The organism is Aeromicrobium marinum DSM 15272 (assembly GCF_000160775.2).
GTDB classification, from domain to species: Bacteria; Actinomycetota; Actinomycetes; order Propionibacteriales; family Nocardioidaceae; genus Aeromicrobium; species Aeromicrobium marinum.
Window position 1 is genome coordinate 3,058,853 of sequence record NZ_CM001024.1, and the last position, 20,262, is coordinate 3,079,114.

22 protein-coding genes are annotated in these 20,262 nt (G+C 72.2%); 18 read left to right on the forward strand and 4 right to left on the reverse strand.

Annotated features, from left to right (window positions below; translation table 11 throughout):
* Window positions 1–10: 10 nt before the first annotated feature.
* Window positions 11–280 (reverse strand): PLDc N-terminal domain-containing protein, encoded by a 270-nt coding sequence (locus tag HMPREF0063_RS15340; protein WP_007079620.1) that lies wholly within the window; start codon window positions 278–280, stop codon window positions 11–13.
* 41 nt (window positions 281–321) lie between these two features.
* Here HMPREF0063_RS15340 and HMPREF0063_RS15345 point away from each other — a divergent pair, with 41 nt between their 5' ends.
* Complete coding sequence (locus HMPREF0063_RS15345) at window positions 322–588, forward strand: DUF4229 domain-containing protein (RefSeq protein WP_007079621.1); 267 nt, start codon at window positions 322–324, stop codon at window positions 586–588.
* A complete protein-coding gene (gene cds1 / locus HMPREF0063_RS15350; RefSeq protein ID WP_007079622.1) occupies window positions 569–1,654 on the forward strand; it encodes an L-cysteine desulfhydrase Cds1 in 1,086 nt (361 codons plus the stop codon). Before HMPREF0063_RS15345 ends, cds1 begins: the two co-directional genes overlap by 20 nt.
* A 10-nt stretch (window positions 1,655–1,664) precedes the next feature.
* On the opposite strand, the gene HMPREF0063_RS15355 is transcribed toward cds1, so the two are convergent.
* Window positions 1,665–2,612 (reverse strand): 1,4-dihydroxy-2-naphthoate polyprenyltransferase, encoded by a 948-nt coding sequence (locus HMPREF0063_RS15355; RefSeq protein ID WP_007079623.1) that lies wholly within the window; start codon window positions 2,610–2,612, stop codon window positions 1,665–1,667.
* On the opposite strand from HMPREF0063_RS15355, the gene HMPREF0063_RS15360 reads away from it, so the two are divergent.
* From HMPREF0063_RS15360 to HMPREF0063_RS15370, 3 genes are read left to right on the forward strand one after another with little or no spacing between them, the layout of a single operon-like run.
* On the forward strand, window positions 2,611–2,820 hold the full coding sequence (locus HMPREF0063_RS15360; protein ID WP_007079624.1) for a hypothetical protein: 210 nt from the start codon (window positions 2,611–2,613) through the stop codon (window positions 2,818–2,820). The genes HMPREF0063_RS15355 and HMPREF0063_RS15360 overlap by 2 nt on opposite strands.
* The gene (locus tag HMPREF0063_RS15365) at window positions 2,817–3,368 is read left to right on the forward strand and encodes a hypothetical protein (RefSeq protein ID WP_007079625.1); all 552 of its coding nucleotides are present in this window, start codon (window positions 2,817–2,819) and stop codon (window positions 3,366–3,368) included. The genes HMPREF0063_RS15360 and HMPREF0063_RS15365 overlap by 4 nt, the downstream gene beginning before the upstream one ends.
* Window positions 3,365–4,363, forward strand: coding sequence for an AMP-binding protein (locus HMPREF0063_RS15370; protein WP_007079626.1), 999 nt, complete (start codon window positions 3,365–3,367; stop codon window positions 4,361–4,363). The genes HMPREF0063_RS15365 and HMPREF0063_RS15370 overlap by 4 nt, the downstream gene beginning before the upstream one ends.
* 301 nt (window positions 4,364–4,664) lie before the next feature.
* Here HMPREF0063_RS15370 and HMPREF0063_RS15375 read toward each other — a convergent pair whose 3' ends face one another.
* A complete protein-coding gene (locus HMPREF0063_RS15375) occupies window positions 4,665–5,327 on the reverse strand; it encodes an SDR family oxidoreductase (protein ID WP_007079628.1) in 663 nt (220 codons plus the stop codon).
* Window positions 5,328–5,433: 106 nt separating this feature from the next.
* Here HMPREF0063_RS15375 and HMPREF0063_RS15380 point away from each other — a divergent pair, with 106 nt between their 5' ends.
* The 5 genes from HMPREF0063_RS15380 to HMPREF0063_RS15400 all read left to right on the forward strand — a co-directional run bounded on the left by HMPREF0063_RS15380 (window position 5,434) and on the right by HMPREF0063_RS15400 (window position 12,004).
* Complete coding sequence (locus tag HMPREF0063_RS15380; protein ID WP_007079629.1) at window positions 5,434–6,378, forward strand: o-succinylbenzoate synthase; 945 nt, start codon at window positions 5,434–5,436, stop codon at window positions 6,376–6,378.
* The gene (gene menD / locus HMPREF0063_RS15385; RefSeq protein WP_007079630.1) at window positions 6,375–7,931 is read left to right on the forward strand and encodes a 2-succinyl-5-enolpyruvyl-6-hydroxy-3-cyclohexene-1-carboxylate synthase; all 1,557 of its coding nucleotides are present in this window, start codon (window positions 6,375–6,377) and stop codon (window positions 7,929–7,931) included. Before HMPREF0063_RS15380 ends, menD begins: the two co-directional genes overlap by 4 nt.
* 131 nt (window positions 7,932–8,062) lie before the next feature.
* Window positions 8,063–9,646, forward strand: a complete 1,584-nt coding sequence (locus HMPREF0063_RS15390; RefSeq protein ID WP_007079631.1) for a GMC family oxidoreductase — start codon at window positions 8,063–8,065, stop codon at window positions 9,644–9,646.
* Window positions 9,643–11,163 (forward strand): aldehyde dehydrogenase family protein, encoded by a 1,521-nt coding sequence (locus tag HMPREF0063_RS15395; protein ID WP_007079632.1) that lies wholly within the window; start codon window positions 9,643–9,645, stop codon window positions 11,161–11,163. The genes HMPREF0063_RS15390 and HMPREF0063_RS15395 overlap by 4 nt, the downstream gene beginning before the upstream one ends.
* A gap of 91 nt (window positions 11,164–11,254) precedes the next feature.
* On the forward strand, window positions 11,255–12,004 hold the full coding sequence (locus HMPREF0063_RS15400) for an SGNH/GDSL hydrolase family protein (protein ID WP_007079633.1): 750 nt from the start codon (window positions 11,255–11,257) through the stop codon (window positions 12,002–12,004).
* A gap of 108 nt (window positions 12,005–12,112) precedes the next feature.
* Here the strand turns inward: HMPREF0063_RS15400 and HMPREF0063_RS15405 are convergent, their stop codons facing one another.
* Entirely contained in the window at window positions 12,113–13,372 is a 1,260-nt protein-coding gene (locus tag HMPREF0063_RS15405; protein WP_007079634.1) for an isochorismate synthase, read from the reverse strand.
* Between the two features lie 33 nt (window positions 13,373–13,405).
* On the opposite strand from HMPREF0063_RS15405, the gene HMPREF0063_RS15410 reads away from it, so the two are divergent.
* From HMPREF0063_RS15410 to HMPREF0063_RS17165, 8 genes are all read left to right on the forward strand, one after another.
* Complete coding sequence (locus HMPREF0063_RS15410; protein ID WP_007079635.1) at window positions 13,406–14,104, forward strand: demethylmenaquinone methyltransferase; 699 nt, start codon at window positions 13,406–13,408, stop codon at window positions 14,102–14,104.
* Between the two features lie 132 nt (window positions 14,105–14,236).
* Window positions 14,237–14,596, forward strand: a complete 360-nt coding sequence (locus HMPREF0063_RS15415; protein WP_007079636.1) for an NADH-quinone oxidoreductase subunit A — start codon at window positions 14,237–14,239, stop codon at window positions 14,594–14,596.
* Complete coding sequence (locus HMPREF0063_RS15420; RefSeq protein ID WP_007079637.1) at window positions 14,596–15,150, forward strand: NuoB/complex I 20 kDa subunit family protein; 555 nt, start codon at window positions 14,596–14,598, stop codon at window positions 15,148–15,150. Before HMPREF0063_RS15415 ends, HMPREF0063_RS15420 begins: the two co-directional genes overlap by 1 nt.
* Window positions 15,147–15,869, forward strand: a complete 723-nt coding sequence (locus HMPREF0063_RS15425) for an NADH-quinone oxidoreductase subunit C (RefSeq protein ID WP_007079638.1) — start codon at window positions 15,147–15,149, stop codon at window positions 15,867–15,869. Before HMPREF0063_RS15420 ends, HMPREF0063_RS15425 begins: the two co-directional genes overlap by 4 nt.
* On the forward strand, window positions 15,866–17,224 hold the full coding sequence (locus HMPREF0063_RS15430) for an NADH-quinone oxidoreductase subunit D (RefSeq protein ID WP_007079639.1): 1,359 nt from the start codon (window positions 15,866–15,868) through the stop codon (window positions 17,222–17,224). Before HMPREF0063_RS15425 ends, HMPREF0063_RS15430 begins: the two co-directional genes overlap by 4 nt.
* Complete coding sequence (gene nuoE / locus HMPREF0063_RS15435) at window positions 17,221–18,009, forward strand: NADH-quinone oxidoreductase subunit NuoE (RefSeq protein ID WP_007079640.1); 789 nt, start codon at window positions 17,221–17,223, stop codon at window positions 18,007–18,009. The genes HMPREF0063_RS15430 and nuoE overlap by 4 nt, the downstream gene beginning before the upstream one ends.
* On the forward strand, window positions 18,002–19,312 hold the full coding sequence (nuoF, locus tag HMPREF0063_RS15440; RefSeq protein WP_007079641.1) for an NADH-quinone oxidoreductase subunit NuoF: 1,311 nt from the start codon (window positions 18,002–18,004) through the stop codon (window positions 19,310–19,312). Before nuoE ends, nuoF begins: the two co-directional genes overlap by 8 nt.
* On the forward strand, window positions 19,309–20,262 hold a 954-nt coding region (locus tag HMPREF0063_RS17165; RefSeq protein ID WP_007079642.1), incomplete at its 3' end, for a 2Fe-2S iron-sulfur cluster-binding protein. The genes nuoF and HMPREF0063_RS17165, both read left to right, overlap by 4 nt.

Below are 20,262 nucleotides of genomic sequence, written 5' to 3' on the forward strand. Positions count from 1 at the left end.
GGCCGCCGGTTCAGATGCCGCGCAGGTAGTCCGGGTCGTCGTCGGGGCCACGGGGCCCGCGCGGGCCGGGCCGGCCGCGACCGGGCGGCGGCGGGGGGACGATGCGCCGGGTGCCGAGGACGATCCATGCCAACGGGCCGACGAACGGCACCAGCAGCACCAGGACGATCCAGACGAACTTCGGCGCGAAGCGCACCCGGTCCTTGGGCGTCGCGAGCAGGTCGAAGAACGAGTAGACGACCAGCACCACCGCGATGACCACCAGCAACGCCTTGCCCATGCGGGCCACCGTACCCAACGGTTCGCAACTAGGCTGGGCCCATGAAGGCGCTCTGGACCTACACGCTCGCCCGGTTGGGCATCTTCGTGCTCACCTACGCCGTGGTGTGGGCCGTCTGCTGGACCTGGGTCGAACGGTCCGAGCTGACCAATCTGGTGATCCTGTTCGTCTCGCTGGTCATCTCGGCCATCATCTCGATCCGGGCGCTCAGCGGTCTGCGCGAGAACCTGGCGGCCGACATCGCCCGGAAGGCCGAGCAGGTCAACAGCCGGATCGAGGAATCCCGTCGTGCCGAAGACGTCGACTGAGCGACGCGCCTGGATCGACGAGGCCGTCCGCCGGGTCGAGGCGGACGCCAACCGCAGTGCCGACACCCACCTGCACGTGCTGGACATCGCGACCCCCGGGGTCGACCTGTACCTGAAGGACGAATCGGTGCACCCCACCGGCAGCCTGAAGCACCGGCTGGCCCGATCGCTGTTCCTCTACGCCCTCTGCAACGGGTGGCTCGGGCCGGACTCGACGGTCGTCGAGGCGTCGAGCGGGTCGACGGCGGTGAGCGAGGCCTACTTCGCGCGGCTCATCGGGCTGCCGTTCGTCGCCGTGATGCCGGCCAGCACCAGCCGCGAGAAGATCGCGCTGATCGAGTGGCACGGCGGCCGGTGCCACTTCGTGCATCAGGCCGGCGAGGTGTACGCCGAGGCGGCGCGGATCGCGGCGGAGTGCGGCGGTCACTACATGGACCAGTTCACCTTCGCGGAGCGGGCGACCGACTGGCGCGGCAACAACAACATCGCCGAGTCGATCTTCGAGCAGCTGGCCGCCGAGCCGCACCCGGTGCCCAGCTGGGTCGTGGTCAGCGCGGGCACCGGCGGCACGTCGGCGACGATCGGCCGGTTCGTGCGCTACCGCCGGCACCCCACCCGCGTGCTGGTGGCCGACCCCGAGAACTCCGCGTTCTACGACGGCTGGGACCAGGACCGGTCCGACGTGACCACTGGCGCCAGCTCCAGGATCGAGGGCATCGGGCGTCCGCGCATCGAGCCGTCGTTCGTGGGCGGCGTCATCGACGACATGCTGCGGGTGCCCGATGCGGCGTCCGTGGCGACCATGCGATGGGTGTCGGACCGGTTGGGTCGCTCGGTCGGCGGGTCGACCGGCACCAACGTGTGGGCCGCCCTGCAGGTCGCCGACCGGATGCGTCTCGCCGGCGAGACCGGCAGCATCGTCACCCTGCTGTGCGACGGCGGTGAGCGGTACGCCGGTACCTACCAGAGCGACGCCTGGCTGGCCGAGCACGACCTCGACCCGGCACCGTTCACCGCGGCGCTGGCCGACTACGACCGCACCGGGGTCCTCACCCTCCCGACGTGACCGGCGCGGGTCACGCGCCGATGGCGAGACCGGCCGCGAGGCCCGCCGCGTAGACCAGCTGGGCCAGACCGGTGTCGCGCAGCACGGGGATCAGCGCCGGACCGGTGGCTCCGCCCAGCACCGTCCGCGCTCCCCGGGCACCCAGCGGCAGGGCCACCAGGCCCAGGAGAGCCCAGGGGGTCGAGAACGCCGCCCAGGCAAGCGTCGCGGCGGCGGTCAGGTGCAGCAGGAGGTAGAAGGTCCGGGAGCGGGCGTCGCCGAGGACGACGGCCAGCGTGCGCTTGCCCGAGACGGTGTCGGTGGGGATGTCGCGCAGGTTGTTCGCGACGAGGATCGCGCAGGCGAGCGCACCGACCCCGATCGCTGCCGCGACCCCGGGAGCGGTGATCCGTTCGGCCTGGACGTACTCCGTCCCCAGCACGGCCACCAGCCCGAAGAACAGGAACACGCTCACCTCGCCGAGCGCCCGGTACCCGTAGGGCGAGGGTCCGCCGGTGTAGGTCCATGCGGCGGCGAGGGCGGCGACCCCGACCAGCAGCAACCACCACGTCGTCGTGGCGGCCAGCGCGAACCCGAGGGCGGCGCCGAGCCCGAGGAACCCGAGGGCAGCAGCCTTGACCCGCCCTGCCGGGACCAGGCCGGAGCCGACGAGCCGGAGGGGACCGACCCGGTCGTCGTCGGTGCCGCGGACCCCGTCGGAGTAGTCGTTGGCGAAGTTGACGCCGATCTGGAGGGCCAGCGAGACCCCCAGGGCGAGCAGCACCTTCCACCACACGACCGCGTCGGCGAAGGCAGCCGCGCCGGTGCCGGCGACCACGGGGGCGACGGCGGCCGGCAGGGTCCGGGGCCGGGCTCCGGCGATCCAGAGGCGGGTGGGGCTCGGAGAGGTCACAAGGCAGCAGTCTGCCACCACCGGCGGAGGGTCCGCGTGACCCCCGTCAAGGTAGCGTTGACGCATGGACCGACCCACCCCGTACGGACTGCTCGTCGCGATCGTCGTGCTCGGGGCCAGCAGCCTGACCCTCGAGAGCGGGTGGCTGCGGCTGGGCGGGTTCGCCGCGGTCGCGGTGCTGCTGGCCTCCGTCGTCTACCAGCTGCTGGGTCCGCAGCCGAAGGCACCGGGGATCCCGCCGGCCGACGAGCCGACGGCGGAGGGAGCGCCGTGACCGACGAACTGTCCGACCTGCTGGCCGCGGCCCTGTCCCAGGCCGACCCCACCATCGCGCGGCGTCTCGGTCCGGACCCGCAGGCGCACCTCGACCTGGTGGTGCTGACCGCCCGGGCCACCGAGCGGATGTCCGACCTGCTGCGGTCCTCGGTCGCCGCGGCGCGGGCGGCCGGCTGGAGCTGGGAGGCGATCGGCTCGGCGCTGGGCATGTCGCGTCAGGCCGCCCAGCAACGCTTCGGCTCCAAGGAGGACGTGCCCGAGGACTCGGCCGTGCGGCGCCGGCTCGTGGGGATGACCGCGTTCACCGAGATGGACGTGCTGGAGGAGTGGGGCAGGCACGGGTGGCGCTCGGTCGCCGCCGGACCCGGCTACCACGACATCGAGCGCGACGAGGTCCAGTGGGAGCACCACCGTGCCGTCGTCGGCAGCCGGCAGGTTGCGGCGCTCGAGCGCGACGGGTGGCAGCGGGTGGGCGGTACCTGGTTCCCGTGGATCTACCTGGTCCGCCCCCTGCCCGAGCCGGCGGTGCCGGGCGAGCCGACGTGACCGTGGGGCTGCGTCCGCTGTCCGGCTCGGCCACCGAGCTGGTGCCGCTGCTGCGGGCCTGGCTGGACGGCGACGAGCCCCTGTGGGTCCGGACCTCCGGCAGCACCGGCCGGCCGAAGGACGTGGTGCTCTCGCCGGCCGCCGTCCGTGCCTCCGTGGCCGCGACACACGAGCGGCTCGGCGGCCCGGGCCAGTGGCTCCTGGCGCTGCCCCCGACCGGGGTGGCCGGCCTGCAGGTCGTCGTGCGGTCGTTGCTGGCCGGGTTCGTCCCGGCGGAGGACCGGTCCGACCTGACCGCTCCCCGTCGGTACGTCTCGGTCGTGCCGACCCAGCTGCACCGGATCGTCGCCGGCGGCGAGGTCGGCGAGTGGGCCGGGTTCGACGCCGTCCTCGTGGGCGGAGCGGCGGTGCCTCAGGAGCTGGTCGCCCGTGCTCGGGATCTCGGCCTGCCGGTCGTCAGGACCTACGGCATGAGCGAGACCTGCGGCGGTTGTGTGTACGACGGCGTCCCGCTGGACGGGGTCGAGGTCCGCATCGACGACGACCAGCAGGTGCACGTCGCGGGACCGGTCCTGTTCGACGGCTACCGCGACGAACCACGCGTCGGCGAGTGGTTCGCCACGGCCGACCTCGGCGAGTGGGTGGACGGCCGGTTGCGGATCCTGGGCCGCCGTGACGACGTGGTCGTGAGTGGGGGCGTCAACGTGCCGCTCCCGGCGGTCACCGCTGCCCTGCAGGCCGCGGACGGCGTGGGCGACGCGCTCGCCGTGGGCGTACCCGACGACGAGTGGGGTCAGCGCGTCGTGGCCGTGGTGGTCCCGGGCGAGTCGGTGTGCCTCGACGCGTTGCGGCTGGACGCGCTGCGCGACGTCGTCGAGGCGGCCGGCCACCCGAGGACCTGGGCGCCGCGCGACGTGGTGCTGGTCGACGCGATCCCGATGCTGCCGAACGGCAAGCCCGACCGCGCCGCAGCCCGCGCCCTGGCAGGTCCATAGGCGCGTCCCGTGTCGCCGGGCGCGGTCGCCAGGGAGCGGAGCGACCGTGAGGGCGAGGAACGAGCCCGAGGCGTTCCCTCACGTGAGGTTCGCCTCGCTGCGCTCACGCCCTCGCCAGCTCGGGCTGGCGAGCACGGCCCCGTTCGCCAGGGAGCGGAGCGACCGTGAGGGCGAGGAACGAGCCCGAGGCGCCGGCTCGCGTGTGGGTTCGCCTCGCTTCGCTCACGCCCTCGTTCCTCGGGCTGGCGAACGCGTAATCACGACGCTCTCGTTCTCGCGGCTGCCCACCGACGAACGTGGGTCAGGTGGTCGTGGCGGCGGTGACGGCCTCCAGCACCGGCACCTGCCCGCCGACCAGCTCCCACTGCTGCCGGACCGCCCGGCCGTCGTCGATCACGGCGGCGATCACGGCGGCCACGTCGGCGCGGGGGATCTCGCTGCGCTCCACGTCGGCCGCGAGGGTGACGCGGCCGGTGGGCTCGTCGTCGGTGAGTCCGCCGGGCCGCAGGATCGTCCAGGCGAGGTCGGACTCCCGCAGCGCCACGTCGGCAGCCCGCTTGGCCTCCACGTACGCGCGCCACACCTCCGGGGTGTCGTCGGGCACGGGCGCGTCGACACCGATCGCCGACACCTGCACGAACCGGTCGACACCGAGCGCCGACGCCGCGGCGATCGACTTCAGCGACCCCTCCAGGTCGACCGTGCGCTTGCGCTCGGGGTCGCCGTCGGCCCCTCCGCCGGCGGCGAACACCACGGCGTCGGCGCCCTCGAGGGCCGCGACGAACTCGTCGTGCCCGGCGGCCTCGAGGTCCAGCAGGCGGGAGTCGACCCCGAGAGCGCCGAGCTCGTCGGCCTGCTCACGGCGACGCACGAGCGCGACGGGACGGTGCCCGGCGGCGAGAAGGAGTGGATGGAGGTGGCGAGCGATCTGCCCTGCGCCCCCGACGACAGCGATGGTGGCCATGTCGCCACCCTAGGAGGGGGGTGGTGGGACGCAACCTGCTCACGGCCGTGACGCGAGCAGGTGATTCGACACGCCGCAGGGTCGCCGGGCCGCTAGGCTCTCGCGCGTGCAGCCGCTCGTGTTCTCGATCCCGATGCGCACGCGGTTCCGCGGCGTGACGCGACGCGACGGCATGGTCTTCGAGGGCCCCTCCGGCTGGGGCGAGTTCAGCCCGTTCCCCGAGTACGACGACGCCGAGGCCGCGGTGTGGTTCCGGGCGGCCGTCGACGCCGCCACCGGCAGCTGGCCCGCCCCTGTGCGCGACACCGTCCCCGTCAACTGCACCGTGCCCGCCGTCGACCCCGAGGCGGCTGCGGCGATCGTGCGGGCCAGTGGCTGCAGCACCGCGAAGGTCAAGGTGGCCGAGGCCGGCCAGACGCTCGCCGACGACCGGGCCCGAGTCGAGGCGGTGCGGGAGGCGATCGGCCCCGACGGCCACGTGCGCGTCGACGCGAACGGTGGATGGGGTGTCGCCGAGGCGGTGCTCGCCGTCGCCGTCCTGCACGAGGCGGTGCGGCTGGAGTACGTCGAGCAGCCCTGTGCCCGGGTCGAGGACCTCGCGGCCGTCCGCCGCGAGACCGACGTGCCCGTGGCCGCGGACGAGTCGATCCGGCGGGCCGACGACCCGTTCCGGGTGGCCGACCTCGAGGCGGCCGACATCGCCGTGCTCAAGGTGCACCCGTTGGGCGGCGTCCGACGGTGCCTGGAGGTGGCGGAGCAGATCGGTCTGCCGGTCGTCGTCTCCAGTGCCCTGGACACCTCCGTCGGGCTGGCCGCCGGGCTCGCGCTCGCCGCCGCGCTCCCGGAGCTGCCGCATGCCTGCGGACTGGCCACGACGAGCCTGCTCGACGGCGACGTCGTCCGTGACCCGCTCGTGGCGGTCGACGGCAGCATCAGCGTGCGGCGACCGCAGGTCGACCCCGAGGTCGCGGCGCGGCACCGCGCCGACCCCGCGACGGAGGCCTGGTGGTGGTCCCGGTTCGAGCGGGTGCGAGAGGTGGTGGAGGCATGACGTCGACCCGACTGGCCCTCGACGTGCTGGGCCGGCTGCTGGCCCTGGGCGTGACGGACGCGGTGCTCGCACCGGGCTCGCGCTCCGGCCCGATCGCCCTGGTGCTGCACGAGGCCGAGCGGCGTGGCCAGGTGCGCCTGCACGTGCGCGTCGATGAACGGGAGGCCGGCTTCCTCGCGCTCGGCATGGCCAAGGTGAGCCGGCGTCCCGTGCCCGTCGTCACGACGTCGGGCACCGCCGTCGCGAACCTGCACCCGGCGATGCTCGAGGCCCAGCACGCCGGTGTGCGGCTGATCGCCGTCACGGCCGACCGCCCGGGCCGGCTGCGCGGCACGGGTGCCAACCAGACCACCGACCAGCGCCGCATCTTCCCGGGCATCGCGTACGCCGAGCACGCGGCCGACCTGAAGGCCGTCGCCGCCCCCCAGCACCTCAACGTCGAGCTCGACGAGCCCCTGATCGACACCACGACCGGTCCGGTCCCGTCGTACCCGCCCGTCGCCGCGCCGTCGACCGACCGGCGGGCCGACCGGCTGCGCTCGGGACCTCGCACCGTCGTCGTCGCCGGTGACGACTCACCGAAGGCTGCCCGCCGGATCGCGCGGGAGGGGCGGTGGCCGTTGATCGCCGAACCCAGCTCCGGCGCGCGGCGCGGGGACCAGGCCATGACGGCCGGCCGCATGCTGCTGGCGCACTCGGCGCTCGCCGACCAGATCCAACGGGTCGTGTCGTTCGGCCACCCGACCCTGTCCCGCGAGGTCACCGCCCTGTTGGCCCGACCCGGCCTCGAGGTCGTGCACGTCGGAGGACCGCGGACCTTCCCGACCGTGCCCGGACCGTCAGTGCGGTTCGTGCGCGACGTCATGGTCGACGGACCCGGCGACTTCGGCTGGTACGCCGACTGGCACGAGGAGGACCGTCGGGCGATCGACGCGATCGAGGCGACCCTCGGTCCCGACGACCCGCAGCGGGTCGCGCAGGCCGTGTGGGACGCCGTCCCGCCCGGCGGGCTGCTCGTGGTCGGCTCGTCGAGCCCGATCCGCGACCTCGACCTGGTCGCCGCGCCCCACCCGGCGTCCCAGCGGCGGATGGTGCTGGCCAACCGCGGGCTCGCCGGCATCGACGGGATGCTCTCGACCGCGATCGGGGCGGCGCTGGCCCGCGACTCGACCCGCAACCTCGCCTACATGGGGGACCTGACGTTCCTGCACGGCGCCGGCGGACTGCTGGCCGGCGTCGCGGAACGTCGTCCCGACCTCACGGTCGTGGTGGCCTCCGACGACGGCGGCAGCATCTTCTCGCTGCTGGAGCAGGGCGCCCCCGAGTACGCCGACGCCTTTGAACGGGTCTACGCCACGCCCACCGGCAGCAGCATCGCCGACCTGTGCGCGGCCCACGGTGTCGCCCACCACCGGGTCGCCGTGGAGGGTCTGGCGCCGGTGCTGGCGCAGGCTCCCACCGGGATCGAGGTGGTCGAGGTGCCCCTCGACCGGTTCGGACGACGCGATCTCGAGCAGCGCCTGTCGGGCGCGGTGCGGGATGCGCTCGCCTGAACCGTGACAGCGGTTGTGGCACGGTCAGCGGTGTGTCACGATCGGGTCATCGCCTGTGGCGCGGGCCACAACCGTCCGCGGGCGTCCGCTGCTCGTGAGCCGTGGCGGCCACACCCCACCGAGAGGGTCGTATGACCACCGAGAACTTCGACTACGTCGTCATCGGATCCGGCAGTGCGGGCGGCGTCGTGGCAGCCCGCCTGAGCGAGGACCCGTCGGTCCGGGTGCTGCTGCTCGAGGCCGGCCCGATGGACGACGACGACATGATCCACCTGCCGGCGGCGTTCTCGACGCTGTTCCGCACCAAGTGGGACTGGTCGTACCAGACGACCCCGCAGAAGCTGCTCGGCGGACGCCGCGCCGACTGGCCCCGCATGAAGGGCCTCGGCGGCTGTTCGTCGATGAACGCGATGATCTACATCCGCGCCAACCGGGCCGACTACGACGAGTGGCGCGACGCCTACGGGGCCGAGGGTTGGGGCTACGACGACGTCCTGCCGTACTTCAAGAAGTCCGAGGGCAACCAGCGCCTGCGGGACGAGTTCCACGGCACCGACGGCCCCCTGCACGTCGAGGACCGGCGCTCGAACCACGAGATGAGCCACGCCTTCGTCGAGGCCTGCGTGGCGGCCGGCTTCAAGCCCACCGACGACTTCAACGGCGCCGAGCAGGAGGGCGCCGGCATGTACCAGGTCACCTGCAAGAAGGGTCGTCGCTGGTCCGTGGCCGATGCGTTCATCCGCCCGGCGATGCAGCGGCCCAACCTGACCGTGCGCACCGAGGCGTTCGTCACGCGCATCGAGATGGACGGCACCCGCGCCACGGGTGTCACCTACCGCCGGGGCGGCCGGACCGAGACGGTCCACGCCGGCTCGGAGATCGTGCTCAGCGGCGGCGCCGTCAACAGCCCGCAGCTGCTGATGCTGTCCGGCATCGGTCCGGGCGCCCACCTGCGCTCGCACGGCATCGACGTGGTCGTCGACTCGCCGGGCGTCGGCCGCAACCTGCAGGACCACCCGATCTCGGGCGCACTGTTCGACACCCGCCACACCACCGACCTGGCCGAGCAGCTGTCGGTCGGCAACCTGTTGATGGCGCAGAAGTTCGGGCGCGGGCCGCTCACCTCCAACGTCGCCGAGGCGGGCGCCTTCTTCACCTCCCGCGACGACCTCGACGTGCCGGACCTGCAGCTGCACATGCTGCCGGCCGGGTTCTGGGACAACGGGCTGCACGAGCCCACCAAGCGCGGGTTGACGATCGCGTCGACGCTGGTGCGGGTCGAGAGCACGGGCTACCTGCAGCTGCGGTCGGCCGACCCGACGTGGCACCCCGAGATCGAACCGGCCTACTACGACGACGTGGCCGACCTGGACGCGATGGTCGCCGGCTACGAGCGCATCTACGACGTGGTCGGCGCCGGTCCGCTGGGCGGCTTCATCGAGCAGCCGTGGCTGCCGGGGTCGTGGCGTCCCACCCGCGACGAGATCCTCGCGGCCGTCGCCCGCATCGGCCAGACGGTCTACCACCCGGTCGGTACCTGCTCGATGGGTACGGTCGAGGGAAGCGTCGTCGGTCCCGACCTGCGCGTCCATGGGGTCGAAGGCCTCCGCGTCGCCGACGCCTCCGTCATGCCGCGGGTCCCACGCGGCAACACCAACGCCCCCACCATCATGATCGGCGAGAAGGCAGCCGACCTCATCAAGGAGTCCCGATGACCGCCACCCACGAACCCGCCTCCTCCGCCTCGGCGGTGCACGACGGCCCGACGTTCGACTCGCTCAACCCCGCCAACGGCGACGTCGTCGGCACCCACCCGATCCACTCCGCCGAGGACGTCGACGCCGCGGTCGAGCGCGCGCGTCTGGCGGCCATCTGGTGGCGCGACCTGGGCTTCAGCGGTCGGGCCGAGTACCTGCTCACCTGGCGCAGCGTGATCACCCGACGCATGGCGCAGCTCGCCCACGTCTCGCACCTGGAGACCGGCAAGCCGCACGGCGACGCGCAGCTGGAGATCGCGCTGGCGATCGACCACATCCACTGGGCGGCGAAGAACGCCAAGAAGGTGCTGGGTCGTTCGAAGGTGTCGTCGGGTCTGCTGATGGCCAACCAGGTGTCGATGGTGGAGTACCAGCCGCTCGGCGTGGTCGGCGTCATCGGCCCCTGGAACTACCCGGTCTTCACGCCGCTCGGCTCGGTGGCCTACGCCCTCGCCGCCGGCAACGCGGTCGTCTTCAAGCCCAGCGAGTTCACCCCGGGTGTCGGCCGCTGGCTGGCCGACACGTTCACCGAGGTCGTCGAGGGCCGCCCGGTCCTGCAGGCCGTCACCGGCTTCGGCGAGACCGGTGCCGCGCTGTGTCACGCCGGTGTCGACAAGCTGGCGTTCACCGGCTCGGGCGCCACCGGCAAGAAGGTCATGGCCGCCTGCGCCGAGCACCTCACCCCGGTGGTCATCGAGGCCGGCGGCAAGGACGTGCTGATCGTCGACGAGGACGCCGACCTCGCCGCGGCCGCCGACGGTGCGCTCTGGTCGGGCATGGCCAACGCCGGGCAGACCTGCATCGGCACCGAGCGGGTCTACGTCCACCGGGCCGTGTTCGAGCCGTTCATGGCCGAGCTGACCCAGCGTGCCGCTGACCTCTCGGCGGGCACCGACGGCGCCAAGATCGGCCCCATCACGATGCCGTCCCAGATCGACATCATCCGTCGTCACGTCGCGGACGCGGTCGAGCGGGGCGGTCGCGTCGTCCTCGGCGGCGTCGACGCCGTGGGCGAGCGCTTCGTGCAGCCCACGATCATCACCCACGTCCCCGAGGACTCCACCGCCGTCACCGAGGAGACCTTCGGCCCGACCCTCGTGGTCAACCCGGTCGACGACATGGACGAGGCGATCCGGCTCACCAACGCGACCGAGTACGGTCTCGCCGGCGCGGTGTTCTCCAAGCGCAACGGGGTCAGCATCGCCGAGCGCATCCGCTCGGGCATGACGTCGGTCAACGCCGTCATCGCCTTCGCCGGCGTGCCGTCGCTGCCGTTCGGCGGGGTCGGCCAGTCCGGCTTCGGCCGCATCCACGGCGCCGACGGCCTCAAGGAGTTCACCTACTCCAAGGCGATCACCCGCCAGCGCTTCAAGCCGGTCCTCGCGCTCACGACGTTCGACCGCGACGAGAAGACCGACAAGAACGCCGCGACCCTCATCAACCTGCTCTACGGCGGCAAGAAGACCATCCGCTGACCCCCTCACCGTCCTCCTCCCCGCCCACCTCCCCGAGATTCGTGACGAATCGCGGGGCCGGGCGGGCGAAGGGGCGGGCTAGGGTGACGCGGTGACGTTCGACCGCTACGTGGCCCTGGGGGACTCGTTCACCGAGGGGGTCGGTGACCCCGACCCGACGCGCCCCCACGGCGTGCGCGGATGGGCCGACCGGGTCGCCGAGGTGCTGGAGCACCCGGGGTTCGGCTACGCCAACCTGGCGATCCGTGGGCGCAAGCTGCGGCCGATCCTGGCCGAGCAGATCGAGCCCGCGCTGGCCCTGAGGCCGGACCTCGTGACGATCCACGCGGGCGCCAACGACGTGCTGAGGCCGCGGGTCGACCTCGACGGGCTGGTGGCCGACTACGACGTGGCGATCGGCCGGCTCGTCGCCGGCGGGGCCCACGTGGTGATGTTCACGGCGCCCGATCCCGGCCCGGCGGCGGTCCTGCGCACGCTGCGGGGCAGGTTCGCGCTCTTCAACGAGCTGGTGCGCGAGGTCGCCGACCGGCGAGGGGCCACCGTGGTCGACCTCTGGCGGATGCGCGACTACCGCGATCCTCGCCTGTGGGACGTCGACCGGATGCACCTCTCGGCCGCCGGGCACCAGCGGATGGCGATCGCCGTGCTCGACGCGTTGGAGGTCGCGCACGAGCTGCAGCCCCTGCCGCTCACCGAGCGGGAACCTCTGCCGACGGCTGACCAGGTGCGGGCCCACCTGGTCTGGGCCCGCGAGCATGCGGCCCCGTGGGTGGGTCGCCGCCTGCGAGGCACCTCGTCCGGCGACGGGCTCTCCCCCCGCTGGCCCACCCTCACCCGCTGACCCCTCTACCTCCCGCCCTGGCGGTGATTTCGCGACCGAATGAGGCCTCATTCGGTCGCGAATCCACCGCGGCCCGCTTTCGGTCGCGAATCCACCGCCCCGCGGGGGTCAGGAGAGGGCGTCGCGGACGGGGACGAACTTGGCGTCGGACTCGGCCAGCTCGTCGGCCGGCACCGAGTCCGCCACGATGCCGCAGCCGGCGAAGAGTCGGGCCGTGAGGCCGTCGTCGGTGATCTCGGCCGACCGCAGCCCGATGCCCCACTCGCCGTCGCCGCCCGCGCCGATCCAGCCGACGGGTCCGGCGTACCGGCCCCGGTCGAGCCGTTCGATCTCGGCGATCAGCCGCACGGCGTCCGGGGTGGGGGTGCCGCCCACGGCGGCCGAGGGGTGCAGCGCAGCGGCCAGGGTCAGGGCGCTGGTGTGCGAGCGCACCACGCCGGTCACGTCGGTGGCCAGGTGCATCACGTTGGGCAGGTGCAGCACGAACGGCGCGTCGGGCACCGACATCGCCGTGCAGTGCGGCGCGAGCGCGTCGGTCACCGAGCGCACGGCGTACTCGTGCTCCTCCAGGTCCTTGCTGGACCGGGCGAGCGACCCGGCCAGGGCGGCGTCGTGCGCGTCGTCGCCGGTGCGGCGGATCGTGCCGGCCAGCACCCGCGAGGTGACCAGTCCGCGTTCGAGCCGCACCAGCATCTCGGGGGTCGACCCGAAGAACCCGTCGACGTGGAACGTCCAGCACGCGGGGTACTCGCGGGCCAGCCGGCGCAACGGCCACCGCACGTCGAGGGGCCGCTCGAACCGCGCCAGCCGCTCGCGGGCGAGCACGACCTTGTCGAGCCGGTCGGCACCGATGCGCGCGATGGCCTCGGCGACGACCGCCATCCACTGCTCGGCGTCCACCGGACCGTCCTGCAGGTCCGTGCCCTGGGGTGCGTGCGGCGGTTCGGCCGGTGCCAGCTCGGGGACGGCGGTGATCGTGGGACCGATGACGCTCAGCCAGCAGACCCCGTCGCGGCGTCCGACCACGACGGCCGGCACGTGCAGGGCGCCGGAACCGTCGGCCGCGAAGTCGAAGCTGCCGAATGCCACCAGGCCCGAACCCGGACGGCCGATCTCGTCGCGGACGACGGCATGCTCGACGGTCTGCTCCCACCAGCGGCGGGCCTCGTCGAAGCGCCACCGGCCGGACACCTCCAGCCCGGCGGCCCGGCCCCAGCCCACGATGCCGTCCTGACCGTGGACCCAGGCCAGCGACTCCGGTCCGGGGGGCAGCAGGTCCAGCAGTGCACCGGGATCGGGGACCTCGACGGTGCGGACGAGCAACAGAGCGTGCGCGGCTGACGTCTCCGACGCCGCAGGGTTGCTCATGCCTCCTGAGACTACCCGTGGGAGAGTGATCCGGTGACTCGAGCCGGACTGGACAAGGAGCCGCACGACGTCGCCCGGATGTTCGACCAGGTGGCCAAGCGGTACGACCTGACCAACGACGTGCTGTCGCTGGGCCAGGACCGTCGGTGGCGCACCCATGTGGTGGACCTCGTGGCTCCCCAGCCGGGTGACCTGATCCTCGACCTGGCGGCCGGCACCGGAACCTCCAGCGAGCCGTTCGCCGAGGCGGGCGCCACCGTCGTCCCCTGCGACTTCTCGCTCGGCATGCTGACGGTCGGCAAGGCACAGTTCCCGGGTCTGCCGTTCACCGCCGGTGACGGGATGCGGCTGCCGTTCGCCGACGAGGTGTTCGACACCGTCACGATCTCGTTCGGGCTGCGCAACATCGTCGACCCCATCGCCGGACTGCGCGAGATGCTGCGGGTCACCAGGCCGGGCGGACGGATCGTCGTCTGCGAGTTCAGCACCCCGACCTGGGCGCCGTTCCGCACCGTGTACACGAACTACCTCATGCGCGCGCTCCCGCCCGTGGCCCGTCGGGTGTCGTCGAACCCCGAGTCGTACGTCTACCTGGCGGAGTCGATCCGCGCCTGGCCCGACCAACGAGGCCTCGCACTGCGCATGGTCGAGGCGGGGTGGGGACGGGTCGAGTGGCACAACCTCAGCGGCGGCATCGTGGCGCTCCACCAGTCGTTCAAGCCCCACGGGTGACCGACGTCACCAACTTAGTGTGACCTAAGTAACGGGCGTGGTCCCGAACGGGCATAAGGTGGCGACACGGTGACCTTGTGAATCAAGTCACAAAGTCTCCGCAGACCATCCGCTCGTGGTTCGGGAGGTGACGTGGACGCCTACGTCCCGATTCTGGTGCTCGGCGCGCTCGCCGCTGCCTTCGCCGTCGGCAGTGTGGCCATCGCCCCGCTCACCGGCCCCCGCCGGTACAACCGGGCCAAGCTGGACCGGTACGAGTCCGGCATCTCGCCGAGCCCCCTGCCCGACGGCGGCGGCAAGGTCAGCATCAAGTACTTCTTCACCGCGATGATGTTCATCGTCTTCGACATCGAGATCGTGTTCCTCTACCCCTTCGCGGTGGCCTTCGACCAGATGACGTGGTTCGCGGTGTTCGCGGTGATGCTCTTCCTCGTCAACATCACGATCGCCTACGCGTACGAGTGGCGCCGCGGCGGAATGGAGTGGACCTGATGGGCCTCGAGGAGAAACTCCCCAGTGGCGTCCTGCTGTCGACCGTCGAGGACCTGGCGGGCTACTTCCGCAAGGCGTCGTTCTGGCCGGCCACGTTCGGTCTGGCCTGCTGCGCCATCGAGATGATGACCTTCGGGGCGCCCCGCTACGACTCGTCGCGGTTCGGCATGGAGGTGTTCCGTCCCAGCCCCCGCCAGGCCGACCTGATGATCGTCGCCGGCCGGGTCAGCAACAAGATGGCCCCGGTCCTGCGCCAGATCTACGACCAGATGGCCGAGCCCAAGTACGTGCTCGCCATGGGCGTCTGTGCCAGCTCCGGCGGCATGTTCAACAACTACGCGATCGTCCAGGGCGTCGACCACGTGGTCCCGGTCGACATGTACCTGCCCGGCTGTCCGCCGCGGCCCGAGATGCTGATCGACGCGATCCTGAAGCTGCACGACAAGATCCAGACCGGCAAGCTCGGCGCCCACCGCGCCACCGAGATCGCCGAGATCGAGCGTGCCGCCCTGCTGGCCGAGCCGACCTCGGCGATGAAGGGGCTCATGCGATGAGCGACGAGCCGACCCCCGACGAGGCCGGTACCCCCGCCCCTGTCGTGCCCGCCGACGCCGCCCAGCTGGAGGTCATCGACGTCCGCCGCGGCTCGTTCGGCACGGGCGACACCGGCGACACGAGCGGCTTCGGTGGCCTCAACCGGGTCATCGCGATGCCTCCCGCCAGCGCCCGCCCGTTCGGGGGCTGGTTCGACGAGGTGGCCGACCTGCTCGAGGCCCGCCTGACCGAGGCCGGCCACACCGGCGCCGTCGAGAAGGTCGTGGTCGACCGCGGCGAGATCACCTTCCACGTCACGCGTCAGGCCCTGCTGGAGGTCGTCACCCACCTACGCAACGACCCGGGGCTGCGCTTCGAGTTCTGCTCGTCGCTCTCGGCGGTGCACTACCCCGCCGAGACCGGTCGCGAGCTGCACGTGGTGCTGCACCTGCTGTCGATGACGCACCGGCGGCGCATCCGCGTCGAGGCCACTGCCCCGGACACCGACCCGCACGTGCCCAGCGTGGTGTCGATCTACCCCACCGCGGACTGGCACGAGCGGGAGGCCTGGGACATGTTCGGCCTGGTCTTCGACGGACATCCGGCGCTCACGCGCATCCTGATGCCCGACGACTGGCCCGGTCATCCCCAGCGCAAGGACTACCCGCTCGGCGGCATCCCGGTCGAGTACAAGGGCGCCACGGTGCCCCCACCGGACGAGCGGAGGAGCTACTCATGAGCCCCGACCCCCACCCCACCGACACCGGGACGACCGATCCGTACGCCGGCACCACCGAGTCGACGTCGGGCCCGGTCTTCACCGTCACCGGCCAGGACTGGGACACCATCGACCCCTCGTTGGCCGACGGCGACCGCATCGTGGTCAACATGGGTCCGCAGCACCCGTCGACCCACGGCGTGCTCCGGCTGATCCTCGAGATCGACGGCGAGACCGTCACCGACGCGCGGGCCGGCATCGGCTACCTGCACACCGGCATCGAGAAGAACATGGAGTACCGCACCTGGACCCAGGGCGTCACCTTCTGCACCCGCATGGACTACGTGGCGCCGTTCTCGAACGAGGCGGCGTACGTCGGGGCGGTCGAGAAGCTGCTGGGCATCGACGCGATCGTGCCGCAGCGTGCCCTCGACATCCGTGTCCTCATGCTGGAGCTGAACCGCATCAGCTCGCACCTGGTCTGCATCGCCACGGGCGGCATGGAGATCGGTGCGCTCACCGTCATGACCTGCGGCTTCCGTGACCGCGAGCTGATCCTCGACCTGTTCGAGGCCATCAGCGGGCTGCGCATGAACCACGCGTACTTCCGGCCGGGCGGCGTCGCGCAGGACCTGCCCGACGGTGCGATCGCCCTGCTGCGCGACAAGGTGGCCCTGCTCAAGAAGCGGCTGCCCGAGTACGCGGCGCTCTGCAACGCCAACCCGATCTTCAAGGGTCGACTCCAGGGCGTCGGCCACCTCGACCTCGCCGGTTGCCTGGCCCTGGGCATCTCCGGACCGCCGCTGCGCGCCACCGGCTACGACTGGGACCTGCGGCGCACCGACCCCTACTGGGGCTACGAGACCTACGACTTCGACGTCGTGACCCGGGACGAACCCGACGCCTACGGCCGGTTCCGGGTCCGTCTCGACGAGATGTGGGAGTCCATGCGCATCGTCGAGCAGGCGATCGACCGCCTCGAGGCCAGCGCGGGCGACCCCGTCATGATCGGCGACGCCAAGATCGCCTGGCCGGCGCAGCTGAGCGTGGGCGCCGACGGCCAGGGCAACTCCGCCGAGCACATCCGCCGCATCATGGGCGAGTCGATGGAGGCGCTGATCCACCACTTCAAGCTGGTCACCGAGGGCTTCCGGGTGCCGACGGGCCAGACCTACATGGCCATCGAGGCGCCCCGTGGCGAGATCGGCTGCCACGCGGTGTCCGACGGCGGCACCCGCCCGTACCGGGTGCACTTCCGGGACCCGTCGTTCGTCAACCTGCAGGCCACCTCGGTCATGAGCGAGGGCGGCATGATCTCCGACGTCATCGTCGCGGTCGCCAGCATCGACCCGGTGATGGGGGGTGTTGACCGATGAGCACGCTCGACGACCAGACGGTGGGGGAGCTGCGGGAGATCGCTGGCCGGTACCCCGAGGCGCGGTCGGGTCTGCTGCCGATGCTGCACCTGGTGCAGTCGGTTCAGGGCCACGTGACCACCGAGGGCATCGAGACCTGCGCCGAGATCCTCGGCCTCTCACCCGCCGAGGTGTCCGGCGTCGCGACCTTCTACACGATGTACAAGCGGCGCCCCATGGGCACGCACCACGTCGGCGTCTGCACCAACACCTTGTGCGCGGTGATGGGTGGCGACGCGATCCTGGAGCGGCTCCAGGAGCACCTCGACGTAGCCAACGACGAGACCACCGCCGACGGCGCGGTCACCCTGGAGCATCTGGAGTGCAACGCGGCCTGCGACTTCGCGCCGGTCATGATGGTCAACTGGGAGTTCTTCGACCACCAGACCCCCGAGTCGGCCGTCGACCTGGTCGACCGGCTGCGCGCCGGGGAGGTCGTGCAGGCCACCCGCGGCGCCACCATCACGTCATGGCGTGACGCCGAGCGGGTGCTCGCCGGGTTCGAGGACGGCCGGGTCGACGAGGGACCCGCTGCGGCCGGGCCCTCGCTGGCCGGGCTGCAGATCGCCGGCGAACGCGGGTGGAGCGCACCGGCCACCGACGACGCCCCGGCGGGCGACCGGTCCGCCGCGGTGCCCGACGACAGCGCCACCGAGGCGGCCGACGCCGCCGACACGAGCCGCGCGGAGTCCGAGACCGTCGTCGAGACGTCCGACGCCGACGCCCGAGGAGGCGCAGATGACTGACGTGCTGACCCCCGTCCTCAGTCGCAACTGGGCCGACGACCGTGCCTGGACGCTGGCCGCCTACGAGGCGCAGGGCGGCTACGACGGGCTCCGCCGGGCCGTCACGATGGAGCCGGGCGAGATCATCGAGCTGGTCAAGGACTCCGGGCTGCGCGGTCGTGGTGGTGCCGGGTTCCCCACCGGCATGAAGTGGAGCTTCATCCCGGCCGACAACCCCAACCCGCGCTACCTGGTGGTCAACGCCGACGAGTCCGAGCCGGGCACCTGCAAGGACATCCCGCTCATGATGGCGAGCCCGCACACGCTCGTCGAGGGCGTCATCATCGCCTCCCGGGCGATCGGCGCCGAGACGGCGTTCATCTACGTGCGCGGCGAGGTCCTGCACGTCGTGCGCCGGCTGCAGGCCGCGGTGCGCGAGGCCTACGAGGCCGGCTACCTCGGTGCCGACGTGGCCGGGTCCGGGACCCGCCTGGACGTCGTGGTCCACGCCGGTGCCGGGGCCTACATCTGTGGCGAGGAGACGGCGTTGCTGGACTCCCTGGAGGGGCGCCGCGGTCAGCCGCGGCTCCGCCCGCCGTTCCCCGCCGTCGCGGGTCTGTACGCGAGCCCCACGGTGATCAACAACGTCGAGTCGATCGCCTCGGTGCCGGCGATCCTGGCCCACGGCGTGGACTGGTTCGGCTCCATGGGCACCGAGAAGAGCAAGGGCTTCACGCTCTACTCGCTCTCGGGCCACGTCAAGCGCCCCGGACAGTACGAGGCCCCCCTGGGGATCACGCTGCGCGAGATCCTCGAGCTCGGGGGCGGGATGCGTGACGGCTCGGAGCTGAAGTTCTGGACGCCCGGAGGGTCCTCGACCCCGATCCTCACCGCGGAGCACCTCGACGTCCCGTTGGACTACGAGGGCGTGGGAGCCGCCGGCTCGATGCTGGGCACCAAGGCGCTGCAGGTCTTCGACCAGACCACCTCGGTGGTGCGGTGCGTGCTGCGCTGGACCGAGTTCTACAAGCACGAGTCCTGCGGCAAGTGCACGCCGTGCCGGGAGGGGACGTGGTGGCTGGTGCAGACCCTGCGCCGCCTCGACTCCGGGCAGGGCCAGGCCGGTGACATCGAGCTGCTGCTCGACCTGTGCGACAACATCCTCGGGCGCTCGTTCTGCGCCCTCGGTGACGGCGCCACCAGCCCGATCACGTCGGCCATCCAGTACTTCCGCTCCGAGTTCGACGCCGGCATGCACACCCCGTCGGCCGAGCTGTTCCCACCGGCCGCCTCCACCCTGTTCGGCCAGGAGGTCCCCGCATGACCGTCGACGCCACCGGGACGGGCTCCACCGACACGCCCGTCGAGCTGGTCACCCTGACCATCGACGACGTCGAGGTCAGCGTGCCCAAGGGCACCCTGGTCATCCGGGCCGCCGAGCTCATCGGCACCGAGATCCCACGATTCTGCGACCACCCCCTGCTCGAGCCGGTCGGCGCGTGCCGCCAGTGCCTCGTCGACATCCCCGACGCCGGGAACGGTCGCGGGTTCCCCAAGCCGCAGGCCTCCTGCACCATCGCGGTGGCAGCCGGCATGGTCGTCCGGACCCAGGACACCTCCGAGGTCGCGGCGAAGGCCCAGCGCGGCACCATGGAGTTCCTGCTCATCAACCACCCGCTGGACTGCCCGGTCTGCGACAAGGGTGGCGAGTGCCCCCTGCAGAACCAGGCCATGAGCCACGGCCGGGGGGACTCCCGGTTCGTCGAGACCAAGCGGACCTTCCCCAAGCCGATCGAGGTCAGCCGGCAGGTGCTGCTCGACCGCGAACGTTGCGTGCTGTGTGCCCGGTGCACCCGGTTCTCCGAGCAGATCGCCGGCGACCCGTTCATCGCCCTGGTCGAGCGCGGCGCCCAGCAGCAGATCGGCACGGCCGACGGCCAGCCGTTCCACTCCTACTTCTCGGGCAACACGATCCAGATCTGCCCGGTCGGTGCGCTCACCAGCGCCGACTACCGGTTCCGGTCGCGGCCGTTCGACCTCGTCTCCACCCCGGCGGTCGCCGAGCACGACGCGTGCGGCGCCGCGATCCGGGTCGACCACCGCCGCGGGCGGGTGATGCGCCGCCTCGCCGGCGACGACCCGGAGGTCAACGAGGAGTGGATCACCGACAAGGACCGCTTCTGCTTCACCTCCGTCGCCGGCACCGACCGGTTGCGCACCCCTCTGGTCCGCAACGCCGACGGTGACCTGGTCGCCGCGTCGTGGCCCGCTGCG

Coding starts and splice junctions, on each gene's coding strand:
- HMPREF0063_RS15340 (WP_007079620.1), bottom strand. CDS start 280: ATGGGCAAGGCGTTGCTGGTGGTCATCGCGGTGGTGCTGGTCGTCTAC.
- HMPREF0063_RS15345 (WP_007079621.1), top strand. CDS start 322: ATGAAGGCGCTCTGGACCTACACGCTCGCCCGGTTGGGCATCTTCGTG.
- HMPREF0063_RS15360 (WP_007079624.1), top strand. CDS start 2,611: ATGGACCGACCCACCCCGTACGGACTGCTCGTCGCGATCGTCGTGCTC.
- HMPREF0063_RS15355 (WP_007079623.1), bottom strand. CDS start 2,612: ATGCGTCAACGCTACCTTGACGGGGGTCACGCGGACCCTCCGCCGGTG.
- HMPREF0063_RS15375 (WP_007079628.1), bottom strand. CDS start 5,327: ATGGCCACCATCGCTGTCGTCGGGGGCGCAGGGCAGATCGCTCGCCAC.
- menD (WP_007079630.1), top strand. CDS start 6,375: ATGACGTCGACCCGACTGGCCCTCGACGTGCTGGGCCGGCTGCTGGCC.
- HMPREF0063_RS15390 (WP_007079631.1), top strand. CDS start 8,063: ATGACCACCGAGAACTTCGACTACGTCGTCATCGGATCCGGCAGTGCG.
- HMPREF0063_RS15395 (WP_007079632.1), top strand. CDS start 9,643: ATGACCGCCACCCACGAACCCGCCTCCTCCGCCTCGGCGGTGCACGAC.
- HMPREF0063_RS15405 (WP_007079634.1), bottom strand. CDS start 13,372: ATGAGCAACCCTGCGGCGTCGGAGACGTCAGCCGCGCACGCTCTGTTG.
- HMPREF0063_RS15420 (WP_007079637.1), top strand. CDS start 14,596: ATGGGCCTCGAGGAGAAACTCCCCAGTGGCGTCCTGCTGTCGACCGTC.
- HMPREF0063_RS15425 (WP_007079638.1), top strand. CDS start 15,147: ATGAGCGACGAGCCGACCCCCGACGAGGCCGGTACCCCCGCCCCTGTC.
- HMPREF0063_RS15430 (WP_007079639.1), top strand. CDS start 15,866: ATGAGCCCCGACCCCCACCCCACCGACACCGGGACGACCGATCCGTAC.
- nuoE (WP_007079640.1), top strand. CDS start 17,221: ATGAGCACGCTCGACGACCAGACGGTGGGGGAGCTGCGGGAGATCGCT.
- nuoF (WP_007079641.1), top strand. CDS start 18,002: ATGACTGACGTGCTGACCCCCGTCCTCAGTCGCAACTGGGCCGACGAC.